Origin of the sequence: Dellaglioa carnosa (genome assembly GCF_026948345.1) — a bacterium.
In the GTDB taxonomy this organism is placed as follows: domain Bacteria; phylum Bacillota; class Bacilli; order Lactobacillales; family Lactobacillaceae; genus Dellaglioa; species Dellaglioa algida.
This window is the reverse complement of record NZ_JANXLI010000001.1, coordinates 263770-285545: the sequence shown is the minus strand read 5'-3', so window position 1 is coordinate 285545 and position 21776 is coordinate 263770. Positions and strand designations below refer to the sequence as shown.

The 21776-nt window shown below is 34.9% G+C and carries 23 protein-coding genes; 5 read left to right on the top strand and 18 right to left on the bottom strand.

The window, feature by feature from the left end; all coding sequences use genetic code 11:
• Nucleotides 1–139 precede the first annotated feature (139 nt).
• Nucleotides 140–394, top strand: a complete 255-nt coding sequence (rpsT, locus tag N0K80_RS01385) for a 30S ribosomal protein S20 (RefSeq protein WP_057973909.1) — start codon at nucleotides 140–142, stop codon at nucleotides 392–394.
• Nucleotides 395–438: 44 nt separating this feature from the next.
• On the opposite strand, the gene holA is transcribed toward rpsT, so the two are convergent.
• The 13 genes from holA to N0K80_RS01320 form a co-directional block, all read right to left on the bottom strand.
• Nucleotides 439–1413: a DNA polymerase III subunit delta gene (gene holA, locus N0K80_RS01380; RefSeq protein WP_269026172.1), complete on the bottom strand. Its 975-nt coding sequence runs from the start codon at nucleotides 1411–1413 to the stop codon at nucleotides 439–441.
• Between the two features lie 56 nt (nucleotides 1414–1469).
• Nucleotides 1470–3677: a DNA internalization-related competence protein ComEC/Rec2 gene (locus tag N0K80_RS01375; RefSeq protein ID WP_269023544.1), complete on the bottom strand. Its 2208-nt coding sequence runs from the start codon at nucleotides 3675–3677 to the stop codon at nucleotides 1470–1472.
• A gap of 62 nt (nucleotides 3678–3739) precedes the next feature.
• Nucleotides 3740–4219 (bottom strand): ComE operon protein 2, encoded by a 480-nt coding sequence (locus N0K80_RS01370; RefSeq protein WP_057973906.1) that lies wholly within the window; start codon nucleotides 4217–4219, stop codon nucleotides 3740–3742.
• A 59-nt stretch (nucleotides 4220–4278) separates the two neighbouring features.
• The gene (locus N0K80_RS01365) at nucleotides 4279–4812 is read right to left on the bottom strand and encodes a helix-hairpin-helix domain-containing protein (protein WP_269023543.1); all 534 of its coding nucleotides are present in this window, start codon (nucleotides 4810–4812) and stop codon (nucleotides 4279–4281) included.
• Between the two features lie 199 nt (nucleotides 4813–5011).
• Nucleotides 5012–6082 (bottom strand): SepM family pheromone-processing serine protease, encoded by a 1071-nt coding sequence (locus N0K80_RS01360; protein WP_269023542.1) that lies wholly within the window; start codon nucleotides 6080–6082, stop codon nucleotides 5012–5014.
• Nucleotides 6072–6554 (bottom strand): pantetheine-phosphate adenylyltransferase, encoded by a 483-nt coding sequence (gene coaD, locus N0K80_RS01355; RefSeq protein ID WP_269023541.1) that lies wholly within the window; start codon nucleotides 6552–6554, stop codon nucleotides 6072–6074. The genes N0K80_RS01360 and coaD overlap by 11 nt, the downstream gene beginning before the upstream one ends.
• 1 nt (nucleotide 6555) lies before the next feature.
• Nucleotides 6556–7107: a 16S rRNA (guanine(966)-N(2))-methyltransferase RsmD gene (rsmD, locus tag N0K80_RS01350; RefSeq protein WP_269023540.1), complete on the bottom strand. Its 552-nt coding sequence runs from the start codon at nucleotides 7105–7107 to the stop codon at nucleotides 6556–6558.
• A 6-nt stretch (nucleotides 7108–7113) separates the two neighbouring features.
• Complete coding sequence (locus N0K80_RS01345) at nucleotides 7114–7440, bottom strand: YlbG family protein (RefSeq protein WP_146342211.1); 327 nt, start codon at nucleotides 7438–7440, stop codon at nucleotides 7114–7116.
• A gap of 31 nt (nucleotides 7441–7471) precedes the next feature.
• A complete protein-coding gene (locus N0K80_RS01340; RefSeq protein ID WP_269026170.1) occupies nucleotides 7472–8632 on the bottom strand; it encodes an FtsW/RodA/SpoVE family cell cycle protein in 1161 nt (386 codons plus the stop codon).
• A gap of 44 nt (nucleotides 8633–8676) precedes the next feature.
• Nucleotides 8677–8943, bottom strand: a complete 267-nt coding sequence (locus tag N0K80_RS01335) for a DUF1507 family protein (RefSeq protein WP_057973899.1) — start codon at nucleotides 8941–8943, stop codon at nucleotides 8677–8679.
• Nucleotides 8944–9049: 106 nt separating this feature from the next.
• On the bottom strand, nucleotides 9050–10897 hold the full coding sequence (typA, locus tag N0K80_RS01330) for a translational GTPase TypA (protein ID WP_057973898.1): 1848 nt from the start codon (nucleotides 10895–10897) through the stop codon (nucleotides 9050–9052).
• 165 nt (nucleotides 10898–11062) lie between these two features.
• Nucleotides 11063–11836, bottom strand: coding sequence for an inositol monophosphatase family protein (locus N0K80_RS01325; protein ID WP_146342212.1), 774 nt, complete (start codon nucleotides 11834–11836; stop codon nucleotides 11063–11065).
• A 14-nt stretch (nucleotides 11837–11850) separates the two neighbouring features.
• On the bottom strand, nucleotides 11851–12129 hold the full coding sequence (locus tag N0K80_RS01320; RefSeq protein WP_057973896.1) for a UPF0223 family protein: 279 nt from the start codon (nucleotides 12127–12129) through the stop codon (nucleotides 11851–11853).
• Nucleotides 12130–12363: 234 nt separating this feature from the next.
• Between N0K80_RS01320 and def the strand changes: the two genes are divergently transcribed.
• Entirely contained in the window at nucleotides 12364–12912 is a 549-nt protein-coding gene (gene def, locus N0K80_RS01315; protein WP_057973949.1) for a peptide deformylase, read from the top strand.
• Nucleotides 12913–12988: 76 nt separating this feature from the next.
• Here the strand turns inward: def and N0K80_RS01310 are convergent, their stop codons facing one another.
• Nucleotides 12989–13450 carry a hypothetical protein gene (locus N0K80_RS01310; protein ID WP_269023538.1) on the bottom strand — a complete coding sequence of 154 codons (462 nt, stop codon included), beginning with the start codon at nucleotides 13448–13450 and terminating at the stop codon, nucleotides 12989–12991.
• A 244-nt stretch (nucleotides 13451–13694) separates the two neighbouring features.
• On the opposite strand from N0K80_RS01310, the gene N0K80_RS01305 reads away from it, so the two are divergent.
• The 3 genes from N0K80_RS01305 to N0K80_RS01295 all read left to right on the top strand — a co-directional run bounded on the left by N0K80_RS01305 (nucleotide 13695) and on the right by N0K80_RS01295 (nucleotide 16656).
• Complete coding sequence (locus N0K80_RS01305; RefSeq protein ID WP_112250083.1) at nucleotides 13695–13913, top strand: DNA-directed RNA polymerase subunit epsilon; 219 nt, start codon at nucleotides 13695–13697, stop codon at nucleotides 13911–13913.
• Complete coding sequence (gene rnjA, locus N0K80_RS01300) at nucleotides 13910–15586, top strand: ribonuclease J1 (RefSeq protein WP_057973893.1); 1677 nt, start codon at nucleotides 13910–13912, stop codon at nucleotides 15584–15586. Before N0K80_RS01305 ends, rnjA begins: the two co-directional genes overlap by 4 nt.
• Before the next feature lie 122 nt (nucleotides 15587–15708).
• The gene (locus N0K80_RS01295; protein ID WP_269023537.1) at nucleotides 15709–16656 is read left to right on the top strand and encodes a diacylglycerol/lipid kinase family protein; all 948 of its coding nucleotides are present in this window, start codon (nucleotides 15709–15711) and stop codon (nucleotides 16654–16656) included.
• Between the two features lie 41 nt (nucleotides 16657–16697).
• Here N0K80_RS01295 and recD2 read toward each other — a convergent pair whose 3' ends face one another.
• From recD2 to mnmA, 4 genes are all read right to left on the bottom strand, one after another.
• Nucleotides 16698–19157: an SF1B family DNA helicase RecD2 gene (gene recD2 / locus N0K80_RS01290; RefSeq protein ID WP_269023536.1), complete on the bottom strand. Its 2460-nt coding sequence runs from the start codon at nucleotides 19155–19157 to the stop codon at nucleotides 16698–16700.
• A 15-nt stretch (nucleotides 19158–19172) separates the two neighbouring features.
• Nucleotides 19173–19835, bottom strand: a complete 663-nt coding sequence (locus tag N0K80_RS01285) for a tetratricopeptide repeat protein (RefSeq protein ID WP_269023535.1) — start codon at nucleotides 19833–19835, stop codon at nucleotides 19173–19175.
• An 11-nt stretch (nucleotides 19836–19846) separates the two neighbouring features.
• Nucleotides 19847–20503 (bottom strand): histidine phosphatase family protein, encoded by a 657-nt coding sequence (locus N0K80_RS01280; RefSeq protein ID WP_269023534.1) that lies wholly within the window; start codon nucleotides 20501–20503, stop codon nucleotides 19847–19849.
• Nucleotides 20504–20613: 110 nt separating this feature from the next.
• Nucleotides 20614–21753: a tRNA 2-thiouridine(34) synthase MnmA gene (mnmA, locus tag N0K80_RS01275; RefSeq protein WP_146342219.1), complete on the bottom strand. Its 1140-nt coding sequence runs from the start codon at nucleotides 21751–21753 to the stop codon at nucleotides 20614–20616.
• Nucleotides 21754–21776: the final 23 nt, after the last annotated feature.

Sequence of the window (21776 nt, the reverse complement as noted above, 5' to 3'; positions counted from 1 at the left end):
CAGAATCGATCAATTACTATCAAGTAAAAATCCTTTACAAGTTTTCGTTGCATTAACTAAATTGGTTAGGTATAATAATGGTTGTTGAAATATTTGTTGAGAACCAATAAGGTGATCATGATAAGTGGAGGTGACTTAAATGCCAATTATTCAATCTGCAATTAAACGTGTAAAAACGAATGAAAAAGCAAACGTTAGAAATGCTGCTCAATTAAGCACAATGCGTACTGCTGTAAAGAAATTTGAACAAGCTAAGACTGCCGGCGCCGATAACGTAGATGCTTTATACAAAGCTGCTATTACTGCAATCGACAAAGCACATTCTAAAGGTTTGATCAAAGAAAACAAAGCTGCTCGTGATAAGTCTCGTATGGCTGCTCGTTACGCTAAATAAGTTTTCAAAAACACCCAGTAGATAATAATCTACTGGGTGTTTTTTTATACATTTACTTGATTAATTTTAAGCATAAATAAAGAAAAAAGCCCTTCTTGGTCTTGTTGCGTTGTTTTCATTGTTTTTTCCAAATCAATTAGCGCTAGATATATTTTCCGTAAATCATGTCGATTAAATTTTTTTACTTTCTGAAGTGCCAGTTTAATTCGATAAGGGTGTACTTTTAAAACGCTTGCCAAATCACCTTGTGAATAACCTTTATCTTGTAAAATCTTCACCTGAAGTAATAATCTGAATTGTCCAAGTAGTATCGCATTGATTTTAATAGGCTCTTCATTTTGTAAAATTAAATCATGATATAAAGTTACTGACTTTTCAATATTATTTGAAATGACAACGTCCACTAAATCAAATATATTTTGTTCTAAGGTCTTAGAAATTAAATTTTCAACCGATGAAAGTGTAATACGATGTGTCTCAAAATTATATAAAAATAGCTTTGGTAACTCATTCATAATGATTGATAATTCCGAATTTGTTCTTTCTAAAAATAAATCTAATGCATTTTTATCAATCTCAAAAGATTTATTTTCCATCTCCTGGGCAATAAATTGCCGTGTATCACGTTCGTTTAATGGTTGATTATCAATAATCAGACTCGATTTTTTTAGTTGTTTACTAACTTTTTTTCGGCCGTCCAATTCTTTATATGGTGCAAATATAACCATGATACTAGTTGGCTCAGGATGCGCCAGGTAATTTAAAAAACCTTCAATATCATGTTCTATTTTTCTTTTTTTAGTATCAGATGTAAGGAAATAAGGATTCTGAATAAAAACAAGTCTTTTATCACCAAAAAAAGGAACGGACATTGCGTCATCTAACGCTTTAGCCAGTGGGACCTCTTCCATATCATATTTTCCAAGGTTCATCGTTCTCTCCTCTTCTGGTATTAAGTTAGTGAACGCCTTCTTCACGTCCTCCATTAAATATGTTTCGTTACCTAATACAAGATTCACCGGCTGCACATTTTCAAGGGATAAGGATTTAATTATTGATTGTGAGTTCATATCTATCAGCTCTTTTCATTGTTAAAAACTTCAATCTTTTCTTTGTTATTCTGAAACTTCCTAATACTTATCATACCATGCTCTGCCGTGCTTACAAAAGGCACCCGATATTTTTTTAAAGTCTCAAGTGTCTCTTGATGGGGATGACCATACCTGTTGTTCTTTCCAGCAGAAATAATCGCCAACTTTGGTTTCAACTGTTCAACAAATAAAGGATTAGTCGCCGTCTTACTTCCATGATGTCCCGTTTTCAAGATAGAAACTTGTAAGTCGGGATATTTTTGAATCACTTTTTTCTCACCTGCTTGATCCAAATCTCCAGTAATTAAGTACTTAAATCCCCCAATTTTACCAAACAAAACCAATGAATCTTCATTTTTACCGGCACCAGCAACAAACGGATGTAATACGGTTAACCCGGAATCTAGTTTTTCACCAGCATCTGTTATTGGTATCAGTTTTTTTGGTGCGTGAGTAGATTTAATTTTTTTAACAAATTGCGGTAATTGCTCCATCCCCAGTGGAACAACTACCTTATCAACAGAAATCTTTTTTAAAATTGATGGAAAATTACCTATGTGATCGGCATCTTGATGTGTTAAATATAGATAATCCAAATGACTAATTCCCTGACTTAATAAATAATTAGCAATGATTTTTTCGCCAGAAGTCTGATATTCTTTTCGCGTTCGCCAATCATCCATTTTAAAATGAACTTTACCCCCGGTATCTATTAACGTTATTTTTTGATTAAACGGTTCCCTTATTAAGGTTGAATCTCCCTGCCCAATATCAAAGAAAACAACTTCTTGTCGCATTGGAAAATGTATCCACAAAAATAGACCCATATATAACATAAAAAGAACAACCCATCTTTTAATACTTGCCTGACGAAGGTAACAAGCAAGGGAGCATATTAGTAAGCAAACGCATGCAATTAAGCTTGGTTTCCCAAAAGTTATGTTCAAAGGTAAATTGGCCAATTTCTCACAGAGATTAATAAATAAATTTAGTAAATTATTTATTAATTCAGTTATATTCTGAAAATGATGACCTATTATCCCGCCACAAATCACAATCGGTAAAATTAAAAACTCAAAGACCGGAATTATAAATATGCTGAGCACAATTGATAATACATTCCACTGATACACGTTAAATAAAACAAACGGTAGACTAAACAAATTCAGCCATACGCCCGATTCAAAATTACCTTTGTTCTCCATAAAAATTAACAGTAAAGACATCAAGTAACTAAGTTGTCCCCCAAAGGTTAATAGTAGCTGAGGTTCAATCAGTAGACCTATTAATAAGGCGAGGCACCAGATAATAATTCCTTGAACGGGCTTACTCATTAATTCACAGATGATTTGAACCATACACATAAAAATTGCGCGTCGTAAGCTACTTGATTCTCCTGCAATGACTAAATAACACGGTAGTAATAAAAGAACTAATTTATTCATCGTCTCTCTTGGGATAAACAACCAATTTCCTAGTGTCCCTATCAGCATCACAAAATAATACACGTGTAACCCCGATAAACAGAAAAGATGAATTAATCCTAACTGTCTAACTGAATCCAAATCTTGATTAAAATCTTGCGTTTTATCACCAATTATTAAGGCGTTTAAAAATTTATCTAGCGGGCTTGATAACGAGCTAAAATAACTTTTTAAGTGTGCACGTATTTCATGTAACTGGTTCAGGACAGTTTCAATCGAAAATGTTCCATGATTACTTAGTTTACCGTTAACTTTTACAACGGTTAACCCATTATAAATAGATTTAGTACGCATGAAACTTTGATAATTAAACTCGTTCTCATTTGTTGGCGGTTTTATCATTTGTATTTTAACGTCGGCGTTAATTATTTGTGTTTGTTGGTTACGTTTAATTCGATTAAGTTCGGCCTGAGTTTTACAATTATAAAACCCTCGAATCTTCTGTGAATCAGAAACGATTTGACCTTCAAAACTAACTAAATCTCCATTTGTCGAGTAATCATCAGGATAAATTTTTATTGCAACGCCATGCATTTCTTTTTCAATCGGTATTTGTTTCTGGTTTTCTTGTGTGTTCCCATAAAAATAAATCCCAAAACCAATCATACAAGCGCAACAAATATAAATAGTAAGTGCACGTTTCAATGTGATGATTCGGATAAAAATAATAACAATAAGAATAATCCAAATTAGATTAAAAGTAACCATCCACACGCTCACTAGTCCCACAAGTATCGTTACAAAAAATAGATCAACTGCTTCAATTGACTTTATTCGGAAAAGATTTTATTCAGAACGATTTCTTCAATATAATTTTTATCAACCTTAACTTGTTCAAAACTAACATGATTTCTTTCCAGTAAAGAAATAGCGTAATCATCGTTGTGATAATTACGTAAATAATGAATCTTTTTAACACCCGACTGGAGAAGCATCTTCGTGCATTGTAAACAAGGAAAATCTGTAACATAAATTTCTGAATTATCAGTTACTGATCCAAACTTCGCACATTGTAAAACAGCGTTCATTTCTGCATGGATTGTTCGAACGCAGTGACCGTCAACAAGATAACATCCCTCATCTATGCAGTGCACATCGCCTGAAACGGCTCCATTATACCCGCCTGCAATAATGCGTTTATCTCTAACGAGTATCGCACCAACAGATAATCGTTCACAGGTGCTTCTTAGTGATAATAACGCTGCTTGCGTCATGAAATATTGGTCCCAAGGAATTCTGTTATCAGCCATTTATGCATTTCCTTCTTTCATTTTTTTATAGTATATCAAAAATAAGTTAGTAAAAGAAGTTAGACAGATAATGAGTCCTTTAGACTTTCAAATGTCTTGTCTCCTATACCGCCAACTTCTTTTATTTCATCTGTAGTTTTAAATGATTGATGTTCTTCTCTATATTGTAAGATTTGTTCTGCTTTTTTAGGCCCAATTCCCGTCAATTCTTGCAGTTGCTCTTTTGTTGCGGTATTTAGATTGACCGTTTGTCCGCCATTCGATTTTTCATTACCATTTGAGGTAGACTCTGCGTTTACTCCAGAAGAACTTTGCCCGGCATTCATTACTGCTGGACTTGATTTTATTTCTCCTTTTGCTGGTACATAAATAATCATCTCATCCGTAACCTTTTGAGCTAAATTAATCTGTTTTTGGTCCGCACTGGACAGAAATCCACTTGCTAAATCAATTGCTTGACTAATCCTCATTCCAACTCTCATTGTATAAATACCCGGACTCTTTACATTTCCTTTAATATCAACAACAATTTTTGCGCCATCTGAAGACCCCTCATGATTACTGCTTCTTTTTTCTGAACTAGATGATGTCACACTAGAGATAGCAGATACCGTTAACTCATTTTTTGTACCATTTTCATGTAGCGTAAAAAGTAAAAAGATTGTGCCTATAATTGCGGCAATAACGCAACCTATGACTACTCGCTGATGTTCAGTTCAAAACTCTTTAATTCGATCCATTTTATTCACCTCCCGTTCACTATTAAATACGCAAAAAAACAGTTCTCACTTATTAATGAGAACTGTTTTTTACATTTTCTAAATAGTTTAGTGCATCGCTAAATTTTTTTACAGGAATAACTTTCATGTTAGATCCAATTTGTTCAGCCGTTTTTTTCGCTAATTGGTAATTATTTAACGCATTAAGGTCACTTTTTAACTCGGCACTTGAAAGTTCATTATTAGGCGCAAAAAATATTGAGACATTTTCTTTATCCGCCGCAACAATTTTCTTATCTATCCCACCAATGTCTCCTACTTCACCGTTAGAAGACATCGTTCCAGTCCCAGCAATTTTTTGTCCATGTCTAATATTAACATCCATCAGTTGGGCATAAATTTGTAAAGTAAACATTAATCCGCCTGATGGACCACCCAACGATGCAACGTTAGCCTTAACCGGTATTTCCGTTTCAACATCAGTTTTATTGATTAGAGTTATTCCTAACCCCGATTTTTTAGTCTTATCTAAAGGTATCAGTTTTCCTGTAACCATTTTTGAAATACCTTTACGTTTAAACTCAACCCATACCTTTTGACCATTTTTTTGAGAACTAACATACGATATAAACCCTTTTTCACTGGCAAATTTTTTATTATCAATGCTAGTTATCACATCACCCGACTTAAGAACATGGTCAAAATTAGATTTTTCCAAAACGGACATGACATAAACGCCTTGAAACTCTAAGGACACTTTTTTATGAGCTGCCTTAAAAGCCACAAATTTAGCTTGATTGATTGAATCAGTCATATAATATCTTTGTAAAACATCATACTCTTGATTTGAACTACCACCTGTTACTTCGTTCTCGTTCAGAATTTCATCGTATTTACCAAATAGTTTACTGTACAACAGCGTTAGTGGACTAGCCTTCTGGACATAAACTGTTGTCAGCAAGAAATCACCATTTTTGTTATCTTTTTTATGATTTACAACTAAATGGTCACCAACAGATTCTGCGGTCCCGGGTGATTCAATGTAATAAGGCAAGGGCAATAACATGACAAATGTCAACACACATACGCCAAAAGCCACGAGAATCGAACGTTTATAACGAATCCAAAATAAATTATTTTTCATAACGCTTTTCAAGCATAGCTTGTTTTACATGAAGTGGCACCATATTTGATATATCACCATCAAATTTAAAAATTTCTTTCATTAAACTGGATGAAACATGAGCGAACTTTGGATTTGCCAACATTAAGATTGTTTCAACCGTGCTATCGAGCTCCTTGTTCATTAATGCAATATCTTTTTCGTATTCAAAATCTGCATTATTTCTTACGCTACGGATAATTATTTTAGAATCTAATTTATGCATTAAATTAATTGTTAAATCTGATTCAACGGCAACCACCTCTACATTTGGTAATTTAAAAATAGCTTCACCAATTAAATCAACTTTTTCATTTGCCGTAAACATTGCTTTCTTGCTAGTATTTGTCATAACCGCGACAACAACTTTATCAAAAACTTGACTTGAACGAACAATAATATCTAAATGTCCATTTGTTAATGGATCAAAACTTCCCGGAAAAACTGCATTCATTTTAGTTCTCCTTTTGGTAGATTGTAACCTGAGTGATACCATAATTTTGTCTTCTAAACAAACTAAATCCAGGAATATCATCAGGTAGTTTAGCGTGTTGATCTGTTTCACAAATAATTAATGCCTGACTATTCAAAAGCGCACTACTATCAAGTTTCTGAATAGTATCAATTATTTCTTGCGTTTTATAAGGCGGATCTAAAAAAACTAAATCAAACGATTCTTGTCCTTTTAAGAGTCCAATAGCCTTATCAGCGTCCTGTTTATAAACCGTGAATTTATCTATTTCTTTCGTAATGGCAATGTTATCGTTGATTGTTTTAATTGCTTGATATTGCCTGTCAATAAGAGTTGCGTGTCCTATTCCTCGGGACACGGCCTCAATACTGAGTCCGCCACTACCTGCAAACAGGTCTAAAGATTTACCCCCATCAAAATAGGGCCCAATAATATTAAACATTGATTCTTTAACCTTATCCGTTGTTGGCCTTGTTGCCATACCAGGAACTGCTTTTAACTTTCTGCCGCCGTATTCGCCTGAAATTATTCTCATAATTTTTTACTCACTTTTATTTTTAAATTTTTCTTGATCTTCATCTGTTAGCTTAAACGCTTTTTCTCCCATACGAGATCCAAAATCCATATCGATGTCCGGACGATGGGAAACTTCTGTCTTCTTAACAAATTTCAAATTCTGAATTTTTTTTACCGTTTCAGGTAGGTCTTCTTGATTCATATAAATGACAACATATTTCATTTTTTTCGAAATGTACTGAATAATTCCAAAGCGTTTCAATTGCTTAATTTGTTTCATATGATATAAAAAAACAATAACGCCTTGCCTTTTCTGCATCACTAATTTAGTTTCATTTTCTTCATCAAGCATCTAGTTATGACCTCCTTTTATTTACTATTTACTATTTACTATTTACTAAATCTTTTTTTCTCAAAGCCGATATGCTTAAAACTAATCCCACACAAAAACTTAAGATAAGCATACTTGACCCACCATAGCTAAGGAATGGGAATGTTACACCCGTGATAGGTAAAATCCCTGAAATACCACCAACGTTAAAAACAGTTTGTACTGTCATAAACGTTGCAATACCATAACAACAAAGAGTATGGAACGTTTCTTTACTTTTAGATCCGATAAAAACGATTCGTCCAATCATGCCAAAAATCAAGATTAAAATGAACAAGACCATCAAAAGTCCTAGTTCCTCTCCCGTAATTGCTAAGATAAAATCAGTGTATGGTTCGGGTAAATAACCACGTTTTTGGATACTATTCCCTAAACCAGCTCCAAAAATACCACCATTACTTAACGCATAATACGAATTAACCAGTTGTTGTCCACTTGACTGTTGATATTTAAATGGATCACTAAATCCAACAAATCGTCCTGCCATGTATGCCAATGGACCTCCGGAATCAGGGGAAACAGATTTTAACTTTGACAAAAGTAACATCAATCCGCCCATTCCTCCGACTGAAATTAAAGTGGTTATTCCGATAGAATACCCGCTGGCTAAAATAATAATTAAGACGGCACTCGCATTAATAATAAATCCACCAACATCCGGTTCAATCAAAATTAAAAATAAGGGTAAGGCTACCGCAACTGCATAAATAAATCGACGCTTATACCTGCTATCGTAACTCAACTCTTTATTTTCACGAAATGCTACTTGCTGTGCCATAAACAAAACCAAAAAAATCTTACTAATTTCCGCGGGTTGTACATTAAAAATACCAAGGTTTATCCATCCTGCGGCGCCATTAACCGTTTTTCCACTCGCTACTACGTAGACAAGCGACAAGATTGACACCGCACCAAACGTAACTATAAATTTGGAACTTTTAAAAAAATTAACTTTAATGGCGTATATGAAAAAGACAACCATTAGACCCAGAATTGCAAAAAGTAATTGTTTTTTTAGGTATGTTGTTGGATCACCACCTGCCATTTGAACCTTATAGGAACTGGCGGAATATACCATCACTACCCCAATCCCAGATAAGATAAGGTATGGGATGAAGATATAGTAATCGAGATACTGTAATTTTTGAGTCATTCTTTTTAATATTTGCATTTTTAATCCAACTTATTTCTTGATTTTTAAAATTCAGCGTGAAAATGACCATTAAGGTCTGACTCGAGATCTTCAATTAACTTCTTGCCAGCCTTCTCCTCAATGAGTGCACATCTCACCACAAAGTTTACTTCACGAGAAAAACCGAACAACTGAGTATCAACGACTTCTTCAAACGCAGGACAACTTAACAAACACAATGTGTCTCGTTGCTTATTGACAAGGTTTTTTATTTTAACCGCATCTTCTTTTAGAATCGCCATTGCATCTTCTTTAGAAATGTTGTTTATCATCGATTTTCTCCTCCCGTGACTTCTAACAGTATACCATATATTACTATTTATCATGAACAAAAAAAGGAGTTAAAAATGAACTTAATCATTTTTAACTCCTCTTAAATTAACCTTTTTTAGAATCTGTTTTACGTTGTTTTTGAGCTTTTTCACGCATATTTGTATCTAAGATACGTTTACGTAAACGTAAGTTATTTGGTGTGATTTCCAATAATTCATCAGTATTCAAGAATTCTAATGATTCTTCAAGTGTAAGAATTGTTGGTTTTTTAATTGAGGCAGTTTGATCTTTATTAGAAGAACGAACATTACTCATTGCTTTACCTTTAGTAATATTTACAGAAATATCACGTTCACGGCTACTTTGACCGACAACCATTCCTTCATAAATATCAGTAGTTGGTGTTACATAAATCGTACCACGTTCTTCGATACTCATGATTGAATATGTTGTTGCACTTCCAGAATTAATAGAAACTAATGCGCCATTACGACGACCAGGTTCCCAATTACGGATGACAGGTTTGTATTCAGAGAATGTATGATTTAAGATACCATATCCACGAGTCATTGAAAGGAATTGTGAATCATATCCAATTAAACCACGTGTAGGAGCTGAGAAAGTTAAACGAGTTTGACCGTTGTTACCAGTCTCCATGTTAATCATTTCACCCTTACGTTGTGCCATTGTATCAATAACACCACCAGAATATTCATCAGGTGTATCAATTTGGACACTTTCAAATGGTTCTTGCATTTTACCGTCAAGTTCACGATAAATAACTTCTGGACGTGAAACTTGAATTTCATAATCTTCACGACGTAAAGTTTCGATTAAGATTGATAAATGTAATTCCCCACGACCTGAAACAACCCAAGCATCAGGAGAGTCAGTATCTTCAATTTTTAATGAAACATCAGTATGCAATTGTAATTTAAGACGATCTTCCATCTTACGTGCAGTAATATTTTTACCATCTTGTCCGACAAATGGTGAATCATTCGTTCTGAATGTCATTTGAAGTGTAGGTGGATCAATACGCATCAATGGTAAGGCTTCTTGATGATCAACTGGTGTTACAGTTTCCCCAACGAAGATGTCATCCATCCCTGAAACGGCAATTAAATCACCAGCTTTAGCTTCTTCAATTTCAACACGGTCTAAACCGAAGAAACCGAAAAGTTTTGAGACACGGAAATTTTGAACTGAACCATCAAGTTTAATAACAGAAACTTGATCACCAACAGCAATTTTTCCACGGAATACACGGCCAATACCAACACGACCAACATATTCATTATAATCCAACATTGAAACTTGGAATTGTAATGGTTCGTCACTGTTATCAATTGGTGCAGGAATCGTATTGATAATTGTTTCAAAAACGTCGTCCATAGAATGTTTTTGTGTTTCAATATCTGGATCCATGCTTGATGTACCGTTATATGCACTAGCATAGATAACAGGGAAATCAAGTTGAGCTTCATCAGCACCTAATTCGATAAACAAATCAAGTACTTCATCAACAACTTCTTGTGGACGAGCGCCCATACGGTCAATTTTGTTGATAACAACAATAGGTACTAATTGTTGTTCTAAAGCTTTTTTCAAAACAAAACGTGTTTGTGGCATTGTTCCTTCAAAAGCATCAACAACAAGTAAAACACCATCAACCATTTTCATGATACGTTCTACTTCACCACCGAAATCGGCATGTCCAGGTGTATCTAAAATGTTAATTTGTTTGTCGCCAACTCTAACAGCAGTATTTTTTGATAAAATTGTAATACCACGTTCTTTTTCAATATCATTGGTATCCATAGCACGATCGCTAATTTCTGAATGGCCGTCCAATGTATCAGATTGTTTTAATAATTCATTAACTAATGTCGTCTTACCATGATCGACATGGGCGATAATCGCGATGTTGCGAATGTCATCTCTTGTTTTCAAGTTTGTTCTTCCTTTCGTTGGATCCCTAATATTTTTACGAATAATAACTACAGTTCACTATTATAGCAGACAATTAACACACTTACTAAAAGTTTTCATACTTTTTCATAAATAAATCGCATAAAAAAACTGCGACTTGTTAGTCACAGCCACAACGCGATTCTACTAAAAACTATTGAGTAGTTTTAAAATGTCCTCTTGTGCGTTTTCCGTTGCTATTAATACATTTGCTGATTGTAACATATCAAGCTCTGACCCGTCAATTGTTTTAACGGTGATACCAAGAGCTTCCGCCAAAATTTTACCAGCAGCAAAATCCCAAGGCTTTAAGTGCGAAATATACCCAATCTCTTGTCCTCGAAGTATATGTATAAACTCAATTCCAGCGCTACCATAAACTCTAGCACCAGAACTATGCTTAACAATTGTCTGAAGGTGATTGTAGTCCATCATTAACATAGGTGAACTGCAGCCCAAAAGCCCATCCTTTAATGATGTATTTTCAGGTTTTTCAAGTTTATTTTCATTAGCAAAAACGCCATTATCTGGGCCACCAGAGTATAAAACATCGTTCATAACATCCATAATAAACCCTAATTTTCCAATTCCATTTTCATAAATACCAATCATAATCGCAAAATGATCTTTCTGCTTAACAAAATTCATTGTGCCATCGATGGGATCAACAATCCAAACAGTTCCATCCAAATTAGCAATGTCATCTCCAAAGCCTTCTTCACCAAGGATTTTTGCATTTGGATCAAACTCGCGAATCTTATTAACTAAAAATTTTTCAGTTTGTTTGTCCATATTAGTTACAAGATCAACTCGGCTACTTTTTGTCTCTACAGATAATGGGTTACCAAATGCGTGTATGATATTTTCACGCGCTTCTTTTAACCAACCTTTAACTTGGTGATTAACTTCATCAATATTCAAACCGTCTACCTCCCCTATTGGTTTATTTTTATGGTATCTCTCGTATTTTCGCGTGCAAATTTAATTGTCCGATAAATACTAAATCCTGATTCATCTTCGTAAGCCCTACCGATTTGTTTTTCTTCCATTTTAGAAGGAACAATTTTTTTGAACTCACGATAATTATATAGTAACTCTTCACGATCAATGCCAGTAGAATTTGCCAACTCTATCGATTTGTAAAATTCACTAACAGAAATAATTTCGTCGGTTGTCCAGTGTGATTCCAACGGGTAATTAATTTTATTATTCATAAATACTTAAACTCCTTTTTAATTTACTTAGGTTACTTCTAATGTACCTTAAATTTAAATGTAGTTAACCTAAGATTTTAAGATTCATATTTTCTTCATTTTACAACATTCTTTAAAAAACTAAAAGAAGTGAAACATATCTCTAATTTCCAAATGCACCACGGACATCATTATTTTATGCTACAATGTACGGTAGAATATTAATTTGGAGGTAGCATTTTGATTAAAATTACAATGAAAAACATCATTCGTGAAGGCAATCCAATTTTACGAGCCCGATCAAGCGAGATGACTTTCCCGCTTTCAAATGACGATAAACAACTAGCGCACGATTTAATGGAATTTTTAGAAAATAGCCAAGATGAAGAAATAGCTGAAAAATATCATTTACGTGCTGGAGTAGGTTTGGCTGCACCACAACTAGCCATTTCAAAACGAATGACTGCTGTACTAATTCCTGGACCAGAAGGTGAAGAACCCTCACTTAAACAGGTGTTAATCAACCCAACTATTTTAAGTCAATCAGTTCAAGTCGCTGCCCTATCAGAAGGTGAAGGTTGCCTATCAGTGGACAGAGATGTGCCTGGATATGTTCCGCGAGCTGATCGTATTACACTGCGTTACTTCGACATTGAGGGCGTTCAACATAAGATTCGCTTGAAGAATTACGAAGCAATCGTGGTTCAACACGAAATCGATCATTTAAATGGTATCTTATTCTTTGACCATATTAATAACGATAAACCTTTTGCGATTCCAAACGATGCAATTATGCTTGAATAATTAGTTAAAAAGTTTCATCAATGATTTAATTATTGATGAAACTTTTTTATTTGCATTTTAGTATCGCTATTATCAACTAGACTTTTTTTAAATCTTTAGTGTACATAACGGTCTCATCATTAACTAAATAGGCAACGTCTAAATGTAAAAGGCCGTCCAGATACCACAAATCTGTGATTTCAAACGCTGACACAGCCCCAACGTCCTTTTTAATGAGATCCATCATCTCAAATTCTTCAAACGAATCTGAGAATTTTCCCCTTATTTTTTCGATATTTTCTTTTGAAGGATTTGTCATTTTGAATTGATATTCAAATACCATGACCTTTTTACCCCAAATCTTTGAAACAATCTCCGTCACTTTTAAAATATGAGATTCAATTCCATACTTATTACTATGAAGATGATCTAAAGCAAATTTAACTGCAGAATCAGTGATACGTCTGCTTTCAATTTTAAAAACGGCAATTTTTCGGTTCCTTTTTAATCGACCATAATTCAAAATAATGATAATAATTAGAACTATTATCATTGTCATTACAACTATCGTCCACATCATGAAACACGCCCTTTCCTATGCCAAGATTCCACATAATTATAACATGTTTTATCTATTTTATCGCTTATGGGCCCATTCAACCCGTGCTATTCTATACTTAAATAATAATATATGATAAAATATAAATTATATGTTGTGCAAACAACCCCCAGTTCGGTTTCTAATTTCCATTTCCGAGTCATTTAATCAAATGATATCAATTTAATTTAAAGGAGTTTTACAAATGATTTTTAAAGTATATTACCAAGAAACACAGGATAGAAATCCACAAAGAGAAGAAACAAAGTCGCTTTTCCTCGAAGCAGGTTCTGAAATTGAAGCTCAAAGCATTGTTGGTCAACAAACCACTCACAATATTGAATTCATTGAAACATTATCAGAAAAAGCTTTAGCATACGAAAAAGAAAACCCGGCTTTCGAAATAACGGAGTTTTCTGAATGAAAAAGATAAATGTTAAAAATAATGAGACTGGTGTTTTTGCAGTCGGCGGGTTAGGTGAAATTGGTAAGAATATGTACGGTATTCAATTCCAAGATGAAATCATCATCGTCGATGCAGGAATTAAGTTTCCAGAGGATGAGTTATTAGGAATCGACTATGTTATTCCTGATTTTCAGTATCTGGTTGCTAACCAGCAGAAAATTAAAGCATTGGTTATCACCCATGGTCATGAAGATCATATTGGTGGTATCCCCTACTTACTAAAACAAATTAATGTTCCAATTTACGCTGGGCCCCTGGCTTCAGCTTTAATCAAGGGAAAATTAGAAGAACACGGGTTACTTGCCACAACAGAAATGCACGAAATTGAAGAAGACACAATTCTTAAATTTAGAAAAACAAGCGTCTCTTTCTTCCGAACAACTCATTCAATTCCAGATACTTTAGGTGTCGCAATCAAAACACCTTCTGGTAATATTGTAGTCACTGGGGACTACAAATTTGATCTGACACCTGTTACTAATCAGCCACCTAATTTACAAAGAATGGCTCAACTGGGTGCAGATGGTGTGCTCTGTTTACTATCAGATAGTACAAATGCTGAGATTCCTAATTTCACAAAATCAGAAAGATTTGTTGGTAAATCAATTCGACGAATTTTTGAAAAAGGTGAAGGTCGTATTATATTCGCTACCTTTGCTTCGAATATTTCTCGAGTACAACAAGCTGCAGAAGCTGCTGTTGCCAAAGGTCGTAAAATTGCGGTCTTTGGTCGTAGTATGGAAGCTGCAATTGTAAATGGTCGTGAATTAGGCTACTTAAACATTCCGGATGACGCTTTAATTGACGCACGTGATATCAATTCGTTACCCGCTAACGAGATCCTAATTTTATGTACTGGATCACAGGGAGAACCAATGGCTGCGCTTAGCCGTATTGCTAATGGAACTCACCGTCAGGTATCTATTCAACCTGGTGATACCGTTGTATTCTCAAGTTCACCAATTCCTGGTAACACAATCAGTGTTAACCATGTAATCAATGAACTTTCAGAAGCCGGTGCAACAGTTGTTCATGGTAAAGTTAATAATATCCATACTTCTGGTCATGGTGGTCAGGAAGAACAAAAATTAATGCTTAGTTTGATGAAGCCTAAGTATTTCGTTCCCGTCCATGGTGAATACAGAATGCTTAAAATTCATACCGGACTAGCTGAACAAATTGGTGTTCCAAAAGAAAATAGCTTTATCATGGAAAATGGTGACGTTCTAGCATTAACGAGTGATTCTGCCAGAATCGCTGGCCACTTTGAAGCCGATGATATCTACGTAGATGGATCGGGTATTGGTGACATCGGTAGTGCGGTCTTAAACGATCGACAAGTTCTTTCTGAAGAAGGACTCGTTGTCGTTGTCGCAACTATTGATATGAAGAAACATGAAATTCAAGCGGGTCCAGATTTACTATCACGTGGTTTCGTCTACATGCGTGAGTCAGGTGAATTAATTAACCAAGGACGCCGTCGTTTGTTCCGTGTTATGAGTCGTTTACTAAAAAATGATAAAATTACAGAAGCCATGATTAATGATGCTATTGTTGATGACTTACAGAAGTTTTTATATGAACAAACTGAACGTAAACCAATGATTTTACCAATGTTAGTTATCGTTTAACATAAAAACAAGCCAAAATTCGATTCAGAATTTTGGCTTGTTTTTATGTGTTTAAAATTTATCTTTAAATCTAACTTAATTTTAGTTATAATTATTTAGTGTTAATTTAAGGAGGGAAGCTCATGGATCACTATTATATCGTTGTCAACGAATCAGCTGGCAGCGGACATGCTAAACAAATCTGGCAATCTATAAAAAAATCATTAATCACAAAAGAAGTTCACTTCGATGCACATTTAACAAAATATATGGGTCACGCTTCCCTCTTAACAGAAAATTATGCCAGACATTTCCAACCTTCCAAAACTGCTGATAACCAAATTATTTTAGTTATTGGCGGCGATGGTACTTTAAATGAATGTATTAATGGTATTAAAAATGCCGGTAAATTCGATATTCCCGTTGCCTATATCCCCGCAGGATCTGGAAACGATTTTGCCAGAGGTGCCGGTATACCTAAGGAACCACTTGTAGCACTTGAACAAATATTAAATACAACTTCACCTAAATTATTAAACTTAGGTGTTATGCAGGAACTTTCACGAAATGAAAAAAAATATTTTATTAATAATGTGGGCGTTGGGTTTGATGCACAAATCGTTAGTATCGCCAATCAATCTCGTTCAAAAAAACTATTGAATAAACTTCATTTGGGTTCACTCACCTACTTGAGTGCACTACTTGGTACCCTATCAAAACAAGCTGCATTTCCCGTAACTGTTCAGGTAAACGGACAACGTGAATTTTATCAAGATGCATTTCTACTGACAACATCGAATCATCCCTACTTTGGTGGTGGCGTTCCTATTCTACCAATGGCGGACCCAGCCAAAAATAACTTAGATTTAATTATTATTGAAAAATCTAATATCTTAAAACTACTTTATTTAGCCATTTTAATATTATCCGGTAAGCATATTACACAAAAAGGTGTCCATCATTTTACATCGAATAAGATTAAATTGTCTGTTGACTCATTAGAATATGGACAAATGGATGGCGAAGATTTAGGTACGCGTTTCTTTGAAATTGAATATTCCGTATTATCATACCCATTTTGGCTAAATTAAAAAACTAATTAACTCATTAAACAGAGTTAATTAGTTTTTTTCTATGGCTGAATATTTGCCATTCCAATCATTGGGTCAATCGTTCCGTTGGCAATCATGTCATTCGTTAAAATAAATTGTTCAATGGGACTATGATCTAACTGAATTTCTTTTTTTAATTCTTTTGTTGTTTGACCACTACCACTTGAATCATTTATTTTTTTGATATCACCGTCAAAGATCTGCTCTATTCTCAATAACAACGTTGTTTTTCGATTCGCTGATTCATTCTCAACACACTCTTCAAACGACTTCTCTTCTCCAAGCAAAATTAACAATTGGCTAGCACGTGTGATTGCCGTATACAGTAAGTTACGTTTAAGCATACGCTTATATTGCGAGACCATTGGTAAAATTACCATTTTAAACTCGCTACCCTGAGACTTATGAATTGACGTACAATATGCTAACGTAATTTTTTGCCATTCATTTCGCCTATAAGTCACCTCTGTTTGGTCAAATGCAATAATAATTTCATCAACTTTATCTTCACTATCCTTGGCAACCGTAATACCAACAATCTTCCCAATATCCCCATTAAAAACATTATTTTCAGGACTATTAACAAGATGTAATACTTTATCGCCAATTCTAAATTTCTGGTCTCTGAAAAGGACTTCTTTTTGGCGACTATTCTCAAGAGGGTTCATAATTTCTTGTAGCATCTCGTTTAATCGGTTAATTCCTGCCGCACCACGGTACATTGGCGCCAAAACCTGAATATCACTAGACGTAAATCCTTTTGTCTTAGCACGTTCGACGACCTGTTTAATAATTGATTCAACTTGGTATTCACGACTTGCAAAAAAAGAACGATCCTTTTGATTTTTCGTGAAATCGGCCGGTAGTTCCCCATTTTTAATTGAATGAGCAAGTGAGATTATTGATGACCCATCTCCCTGTCGGTAAATATCTGTTAACTCTTTTCGTTCAAGATAGTCACTCTTTAATAAATCATAAAATGTTTGTCCAGGACCAACGGATGGTAATTGATCTTTATCACCAACCAAAATAACTTTCATATCAGTTGGTATTGCATTCATCAGTGTGTTTAATAAATAGGTATCAACCATCGACATTTCATCGATAATTAATAATCCACCTTCTAAATCTTTGGTTTCAACTTCATTATTTGATTCTCTTCCAGTCAATCCCAGTAATCTATGGATCGTGCTAGCGGGTAATCCGGTCGTTTCGGTCATTCTTTTTGCAGCTCGACCAGTAGGCGCGGCTAGAAGAATCGGAAATGTTTGGCCCTCTCCATAGCTGCTAACATCAAGAGAGAAATCATTTAATTCCGCGAATAACTCCACAATGCCATTAATAACAGTTGTCTTACCAGTTCCCGGACCACCGGTTAATAAAAACACCTGTGAGTTCATTGCTTCTTTAATAGCATCTATTTGCGATTCGCCATAGTTCATATCTAGTTTCTTTTCTATTTTACGAATTGCTTTATTAAGATCTTTATCTGATGAACCCTTTTTTTCTTGATTTGACGAAAGGAGTCTTTTTAAATGTTCAGCGATTTGATATTCTGCGTGATACAGATTTTTCAAATAAATACGTTGTTCATCACCAACAATTAATCCTGACTTGGCCAAATTGACTAGTTCTTTCGAAATCGCTTCAGGATTAATTCGAACCCGCCGGCTCCCTTCCAATAATTGTAAAGAAGCCGTTAACAAGGGCTCTGCAGTCGCATAAGTATCTCCATCTTGTTGACATAAATCATTAATACTTTGTAAAATACCAGCCTGAATTCGACCCGATGAATCGGCCGCAAATCCCAACTCTTCTGCAATTTGATCAGCCTTTTTAAATCCAATATTTTCAATATCATTGACTAGCTGATATGGATTTTCCTGGATGATCTCAAGTGTTTTTTCTTTATAGGTTTGGTAAATAGTTGCCGCAAGTTGGCTACCAAATCCAAATCCGTTTAATCCAATAATAATTTGTTCCATTCCGTTATTTACACGTACAGTCTCTAATACCGTTATTTTTTGCTTATTCGATAACTCTAAAGAATCCAGTACGGTGTCATCCGCTAATATCTTATCAATTGTTTTAGTTCCAAGTTTATCAACGATTGACTCTGCCGTTTTTTTTCCGATACCTTTGAATTCGGCACCCGACAGGTAAGTGATGAGACCCATCTTTGAAGTAGGCGTTTCATTTTGGTAATTACTGGCTTGAAATTGTTTACCATACTTAGGATGTTCAACCTGTTGTCCATAAAAACGATAAGTTGATTCTTCCTTAATATCGGCAAAATTTCCGGTAACGACAACTTCGTCCTCAGGCCATTCTAAGTTACTCTCAACACTATGAATTAAAATTACCTTATAAAAACTATCTTGGCTTTGAAAAAAAATAGTTGCAACTTTTCCAACTAAATAAGCTTGAGTTTCATTACTTTGAGAACCATCATCAAATAAACTTACCTTCTGAGCAACCATTATGCCACATCCTTTCTAGCGGTCATCACGGGATTTTATAAATGCCTCTATCTCACTTAATCGCTTTTTTTGTGCATCAAAGTATTTTTGATTTGCTGACCTAGACCGCGTGAAATACGTATCAAATTCAAGTCCTAAAACCATATTTACCAAGCCACGCTGAAAATTCGCTTTTGCATGATTCTGATCACTCTCAAGTACTAAATCATAATACTGCGCAGCATTTTCAAATTGTCCCAATGCTAAAAAAATGTCTCCAATTAATTCATTAGTATCGATATTTTTAGAATTTATTTCTTGCGCTGTAATTGCAAATGCCAGCGCCTGTTGGTATGATTCTTGCGCCATATACGACTGTGCCAACATCAAAAATGCATTTTCTTTCATTTCTGGATCGGTCACCTTTTGGAATGCTTGAATTGCTTCAACATATAATTCTGCCTCATAAAATACATTACCCAGTCCATAGACTAATAAGTCCGCTTTTATATTTTTTTCGTCGAAATGTGAAATTGCCTTTTTAAAAAGTTCTTCTGCATGAACGTAATCTTTTACTTTGGTTAAATAACTCCCAAGTTGGTAATAGACATCTTGGTTGTCAGGATGTTGTTCAACTTTTTCGACTAACCCATGAATGATTTTACTTGATTCTGCTTCCTGCTCTGCTCTTTTATTCACTTTATTACTCCTTAAACGACATCGCTTTCATCCCGTACCCTATTTAAATAGTCGGTATCATTCCATTTAATTAAATTAAAATCAGTTCCATTTTTTGTTTCTAAAATAGTTGTACTCGTGTTTGATAGTCCGCCTTGTTTACGAAGATCCTTCAGTGGTACACCTAATAAATTTTGAATTAAAGCGCCTAGTGCTGCACCGTGACTGACAACAATAATATTTGCATCCGATTTATTTTGTGCCACAATTCGTTTAATGGCTGGGACCATACGTTTTAATAATTCTTGAAATGTCTCACCATTAATTTTACGAGGTTCATATTTATCTGGATGATTACGGAATGCATCAAGTTCATCAGGGAACTCAATTGCCACATCGGTAAATTTCATCCCTTCCATTTTTCCTAAATGAAATTCTTCTAAATTTTTATCTAAAATAACATTTAATTTTTGATTAAGTCCCTCGCTAATTAAATCCGCGGTGTCTCTTGCGCGTTTAATTGGGCTTGAATAAATGGTATCAAACTTTTTTTCCTTCAGAGAGCTGATAAGTTGTTGAATCTCTGTGTAACTTTGTTTAAGCAAAGGGGAATCCCCATTAGCACCTTGATATCGGCCTTCAAGATTCCATTCTGTTTTACCATGTCGAATAAAATATATATTAGTCATCTGTCAGTAGGACCCTCCATTTTTTTATCTCTATTATATTATGCCACAAAAATAAAAAGGCACAAACAAAACATTTGTTTTGTTTGTGCCTTACATATCATAAATTCAATTTAAACGTATTGTAACTGTTTTGAACCCTTATCTAGGCTTTTAAATGCAGCGTCAATGATACCGCTACCCAAACATTCTGTACCATCATAAAAAACAACGGCTTGTCCCGGTGTAATCGCACGCACCGGTGCATCGAATGTTACTGTGGCCTCTGTATGATCATCATTTAAATGAACCGTCACACCAACATCAGTTTGACGATATCTAAACTTAGCAGTGATATGGAAATCATTACCAAATCGATCAATGGGCGCAATAAAGCTTAGCTCTGATGCTTCAAGATAGTCTGCATAAAGTAGGTCGTTGTGGTAACCCTGTCCGACAATCAACGTGTTTGTTGACAGATCCTTACCAACAACAAACCAAGGATCATTGCCTTCACCTGTACCACCAATACCTAAACCTTTACGTTGACCAATTGTGTAGTTCATAAGGCCATAATGCTCGCCCATCTTCACACCATCAACGGTCATCATATTACCCGTCTGTGCTGGTAAGTACTCACCAAGGAATTTAGTAAAGTTACGTTCACCAATGAAACAAATACCCGTTGAATCTTTCTTCTTTGCAGTTGAAAGACCAGCTTCTTCAGCAATTCTTCTAACTTCTGGTTTTTCAATATTTCCAATTGGAAACATTACTTTTTGAATTTGCTCTTGTGATAACTGGCTTAAGAAATAAGTTTGGTCCTTGTTGCTATCATCCCCACGTAACATATGCATAATACCGTCGGCATCTTGTTCAACTTGTGCATAATGTCCCATGGCAATGTAATCAGCGTCAAGTTCCATTGCGTAGTCAAAAAACGCTTTGAACTTAATTTCTTTGTTACACATTACATCAGGGTTTGGCGTTCTACCCTTCTTATATTCGTCCAAGAAATACGTGAACACACGGTCCCAATATTCCTTTTCAAAATTAACGGAATAATAAGGAATTCCAATTTTGTTTGCTACTTTAGCAACATCTTTGTAATCTTCCGTTGCCGTACAAACACCCATTTCGTCCGTATCGTCCCAGTTTTTCATGAAGACACCAACAACATCATATCCTTGTTGCTTCAATAAATAAGCAACAACTGATGAATCGACACCTCCACTCATTCCAACAACAACACGAGTTTTACTATTATCTGGCATACTATCACCATCATTTCAATTAG

What these genes read in the sequence shown, in the direction of transcription:
- rpsT (WP_057973909.1), top strand. Translation starts at nt 140, where the DNA reads ATGCCAATTATTCAATCTGCAATTAAACGTGTAAAAACGAATGAAAAA.
- N0K80_RS01375 (WP_269023544.1), bottom strand. Translation starts at nt 3,677, where the DNA reads ATGGTTACTTTTAATCTAATTTGGATTATTCTTATTGTTATTATTTTT.
- N0K80_RS01370 (WP_057973906.1), bottom strand. Translation starts at nt 4,219, where the DNA reads ATGGCTGATAACAGAATTCCTTGGGACCAATATTTCATGACGCAAGCA.
- N0K80_RS01360 (WP_269023542.1), bottom strand. Translation starts at nt 6,082, where the DNA reads ATGAAAAATAATTTATTTTGGATTCGTTATAAACGTTCGATTCTCGTG.
- coaD (WP_269023541.1), bottom strand. Translation starts at nt 6,554, where the DNA reads ATGAATGCAGTTTTTCCGGGAAGTTTTGATCCATTAACAAATGGACAT.
- rsmD (WP_269023540.1), bottom strand. Translation starts at nt 7,107, where the DNA reads ATGAGAATAATTTCAGGCGAATACGGCGGCAGAAAGTTAAAAGCAGTT.
- N0K80_RS01345 (WP_146342211.1), bottom strand. Translation starts at nt 7,440, where the DNA reads ATGCTTGATGAAGAAAATGAAACTAAATTAGTGATGCAGAAAAGGCAA.
- N0K80_RS01340 (WP_269026170.1), bottom strand. Translation starts at nt 8,632, where the DNA reads ATGACTCAAAAATTACAGTATCTCGATTACTATATCTTCATCCCATAC.
- N0K80_RS01335 (WP_057973899.1), bottom strand. Translation starts at nt 8,943, where the DNA reads ATGATAAACAACATTTCTAAAGAAGATGCAATGGCGATTCTAAAAGAA.
- N0K80_RS01320 (WP_057973896.1), bottom strand. Translation starts at nt 12,129, where the DNA reads ATGAATAATAAAATTAATTACCCGTTGGAATCACACTGGACAACCGAC.
- def (WP_057973949.1), top strand. Translation starts at nt 12,364, where the DNA reads ATGAAAAACATCATTCGTGAAGGCAATCCAATTTTACGAGCCCGATCA.
- N0K80_RS01310 (WP_269023538.1), bottom strand. Translation starts at nt 13,450, where the DNA reads ATGACAATGATAATAGTTCTAATTATTATCATTATTTTGAATTATGGT.
- N0K80_RS01305 (WP_112250083.1), top strand. Translation starts at nt 13,695, where the DNA reads ATGATTTTTAAAGTATATTACCAAGAAACACAGGATAGAAATCCACAA.
- rnjA (WP_057973893.1), top strand. Translation starts at nt 13,910, where the DNA reads ATGAAAAAGATAAATGTTAAAAATAATGAGACTGGTGTTTTTGCAGTC.
- N0K80_RS01295 (WP_269023537.1), top strand. Translation starts at nt 15,709, where the DNA reads ATGGATCACTATTATATCGTTGTCAACGAATCAGCTGGCAGCGGACAT.
- recD2 (WP_269023536.1), bottom strand. Translation starts at nt 19,157, where the DNA reads ATGGTTGCTCAGAAGGTAAGTTTATTTGATGATGGTTCTCAAAGTAAT.
- N0K80_RS01280 (WP_269023534.1), bottom strand. Translation starts at nt 20,503, where the DNA reads ATGACTAATATATATTTTATTCGACATGGTAAAACAGAATGGAATCTT.
- mnmA (WP_146342219.1), bottom strand. Translation starts at nt 21,753, where the DNA reads ATGCCAGATAATAGTAAAACTCGTGTTGTTGTTGGAATGAGTGGAGGT.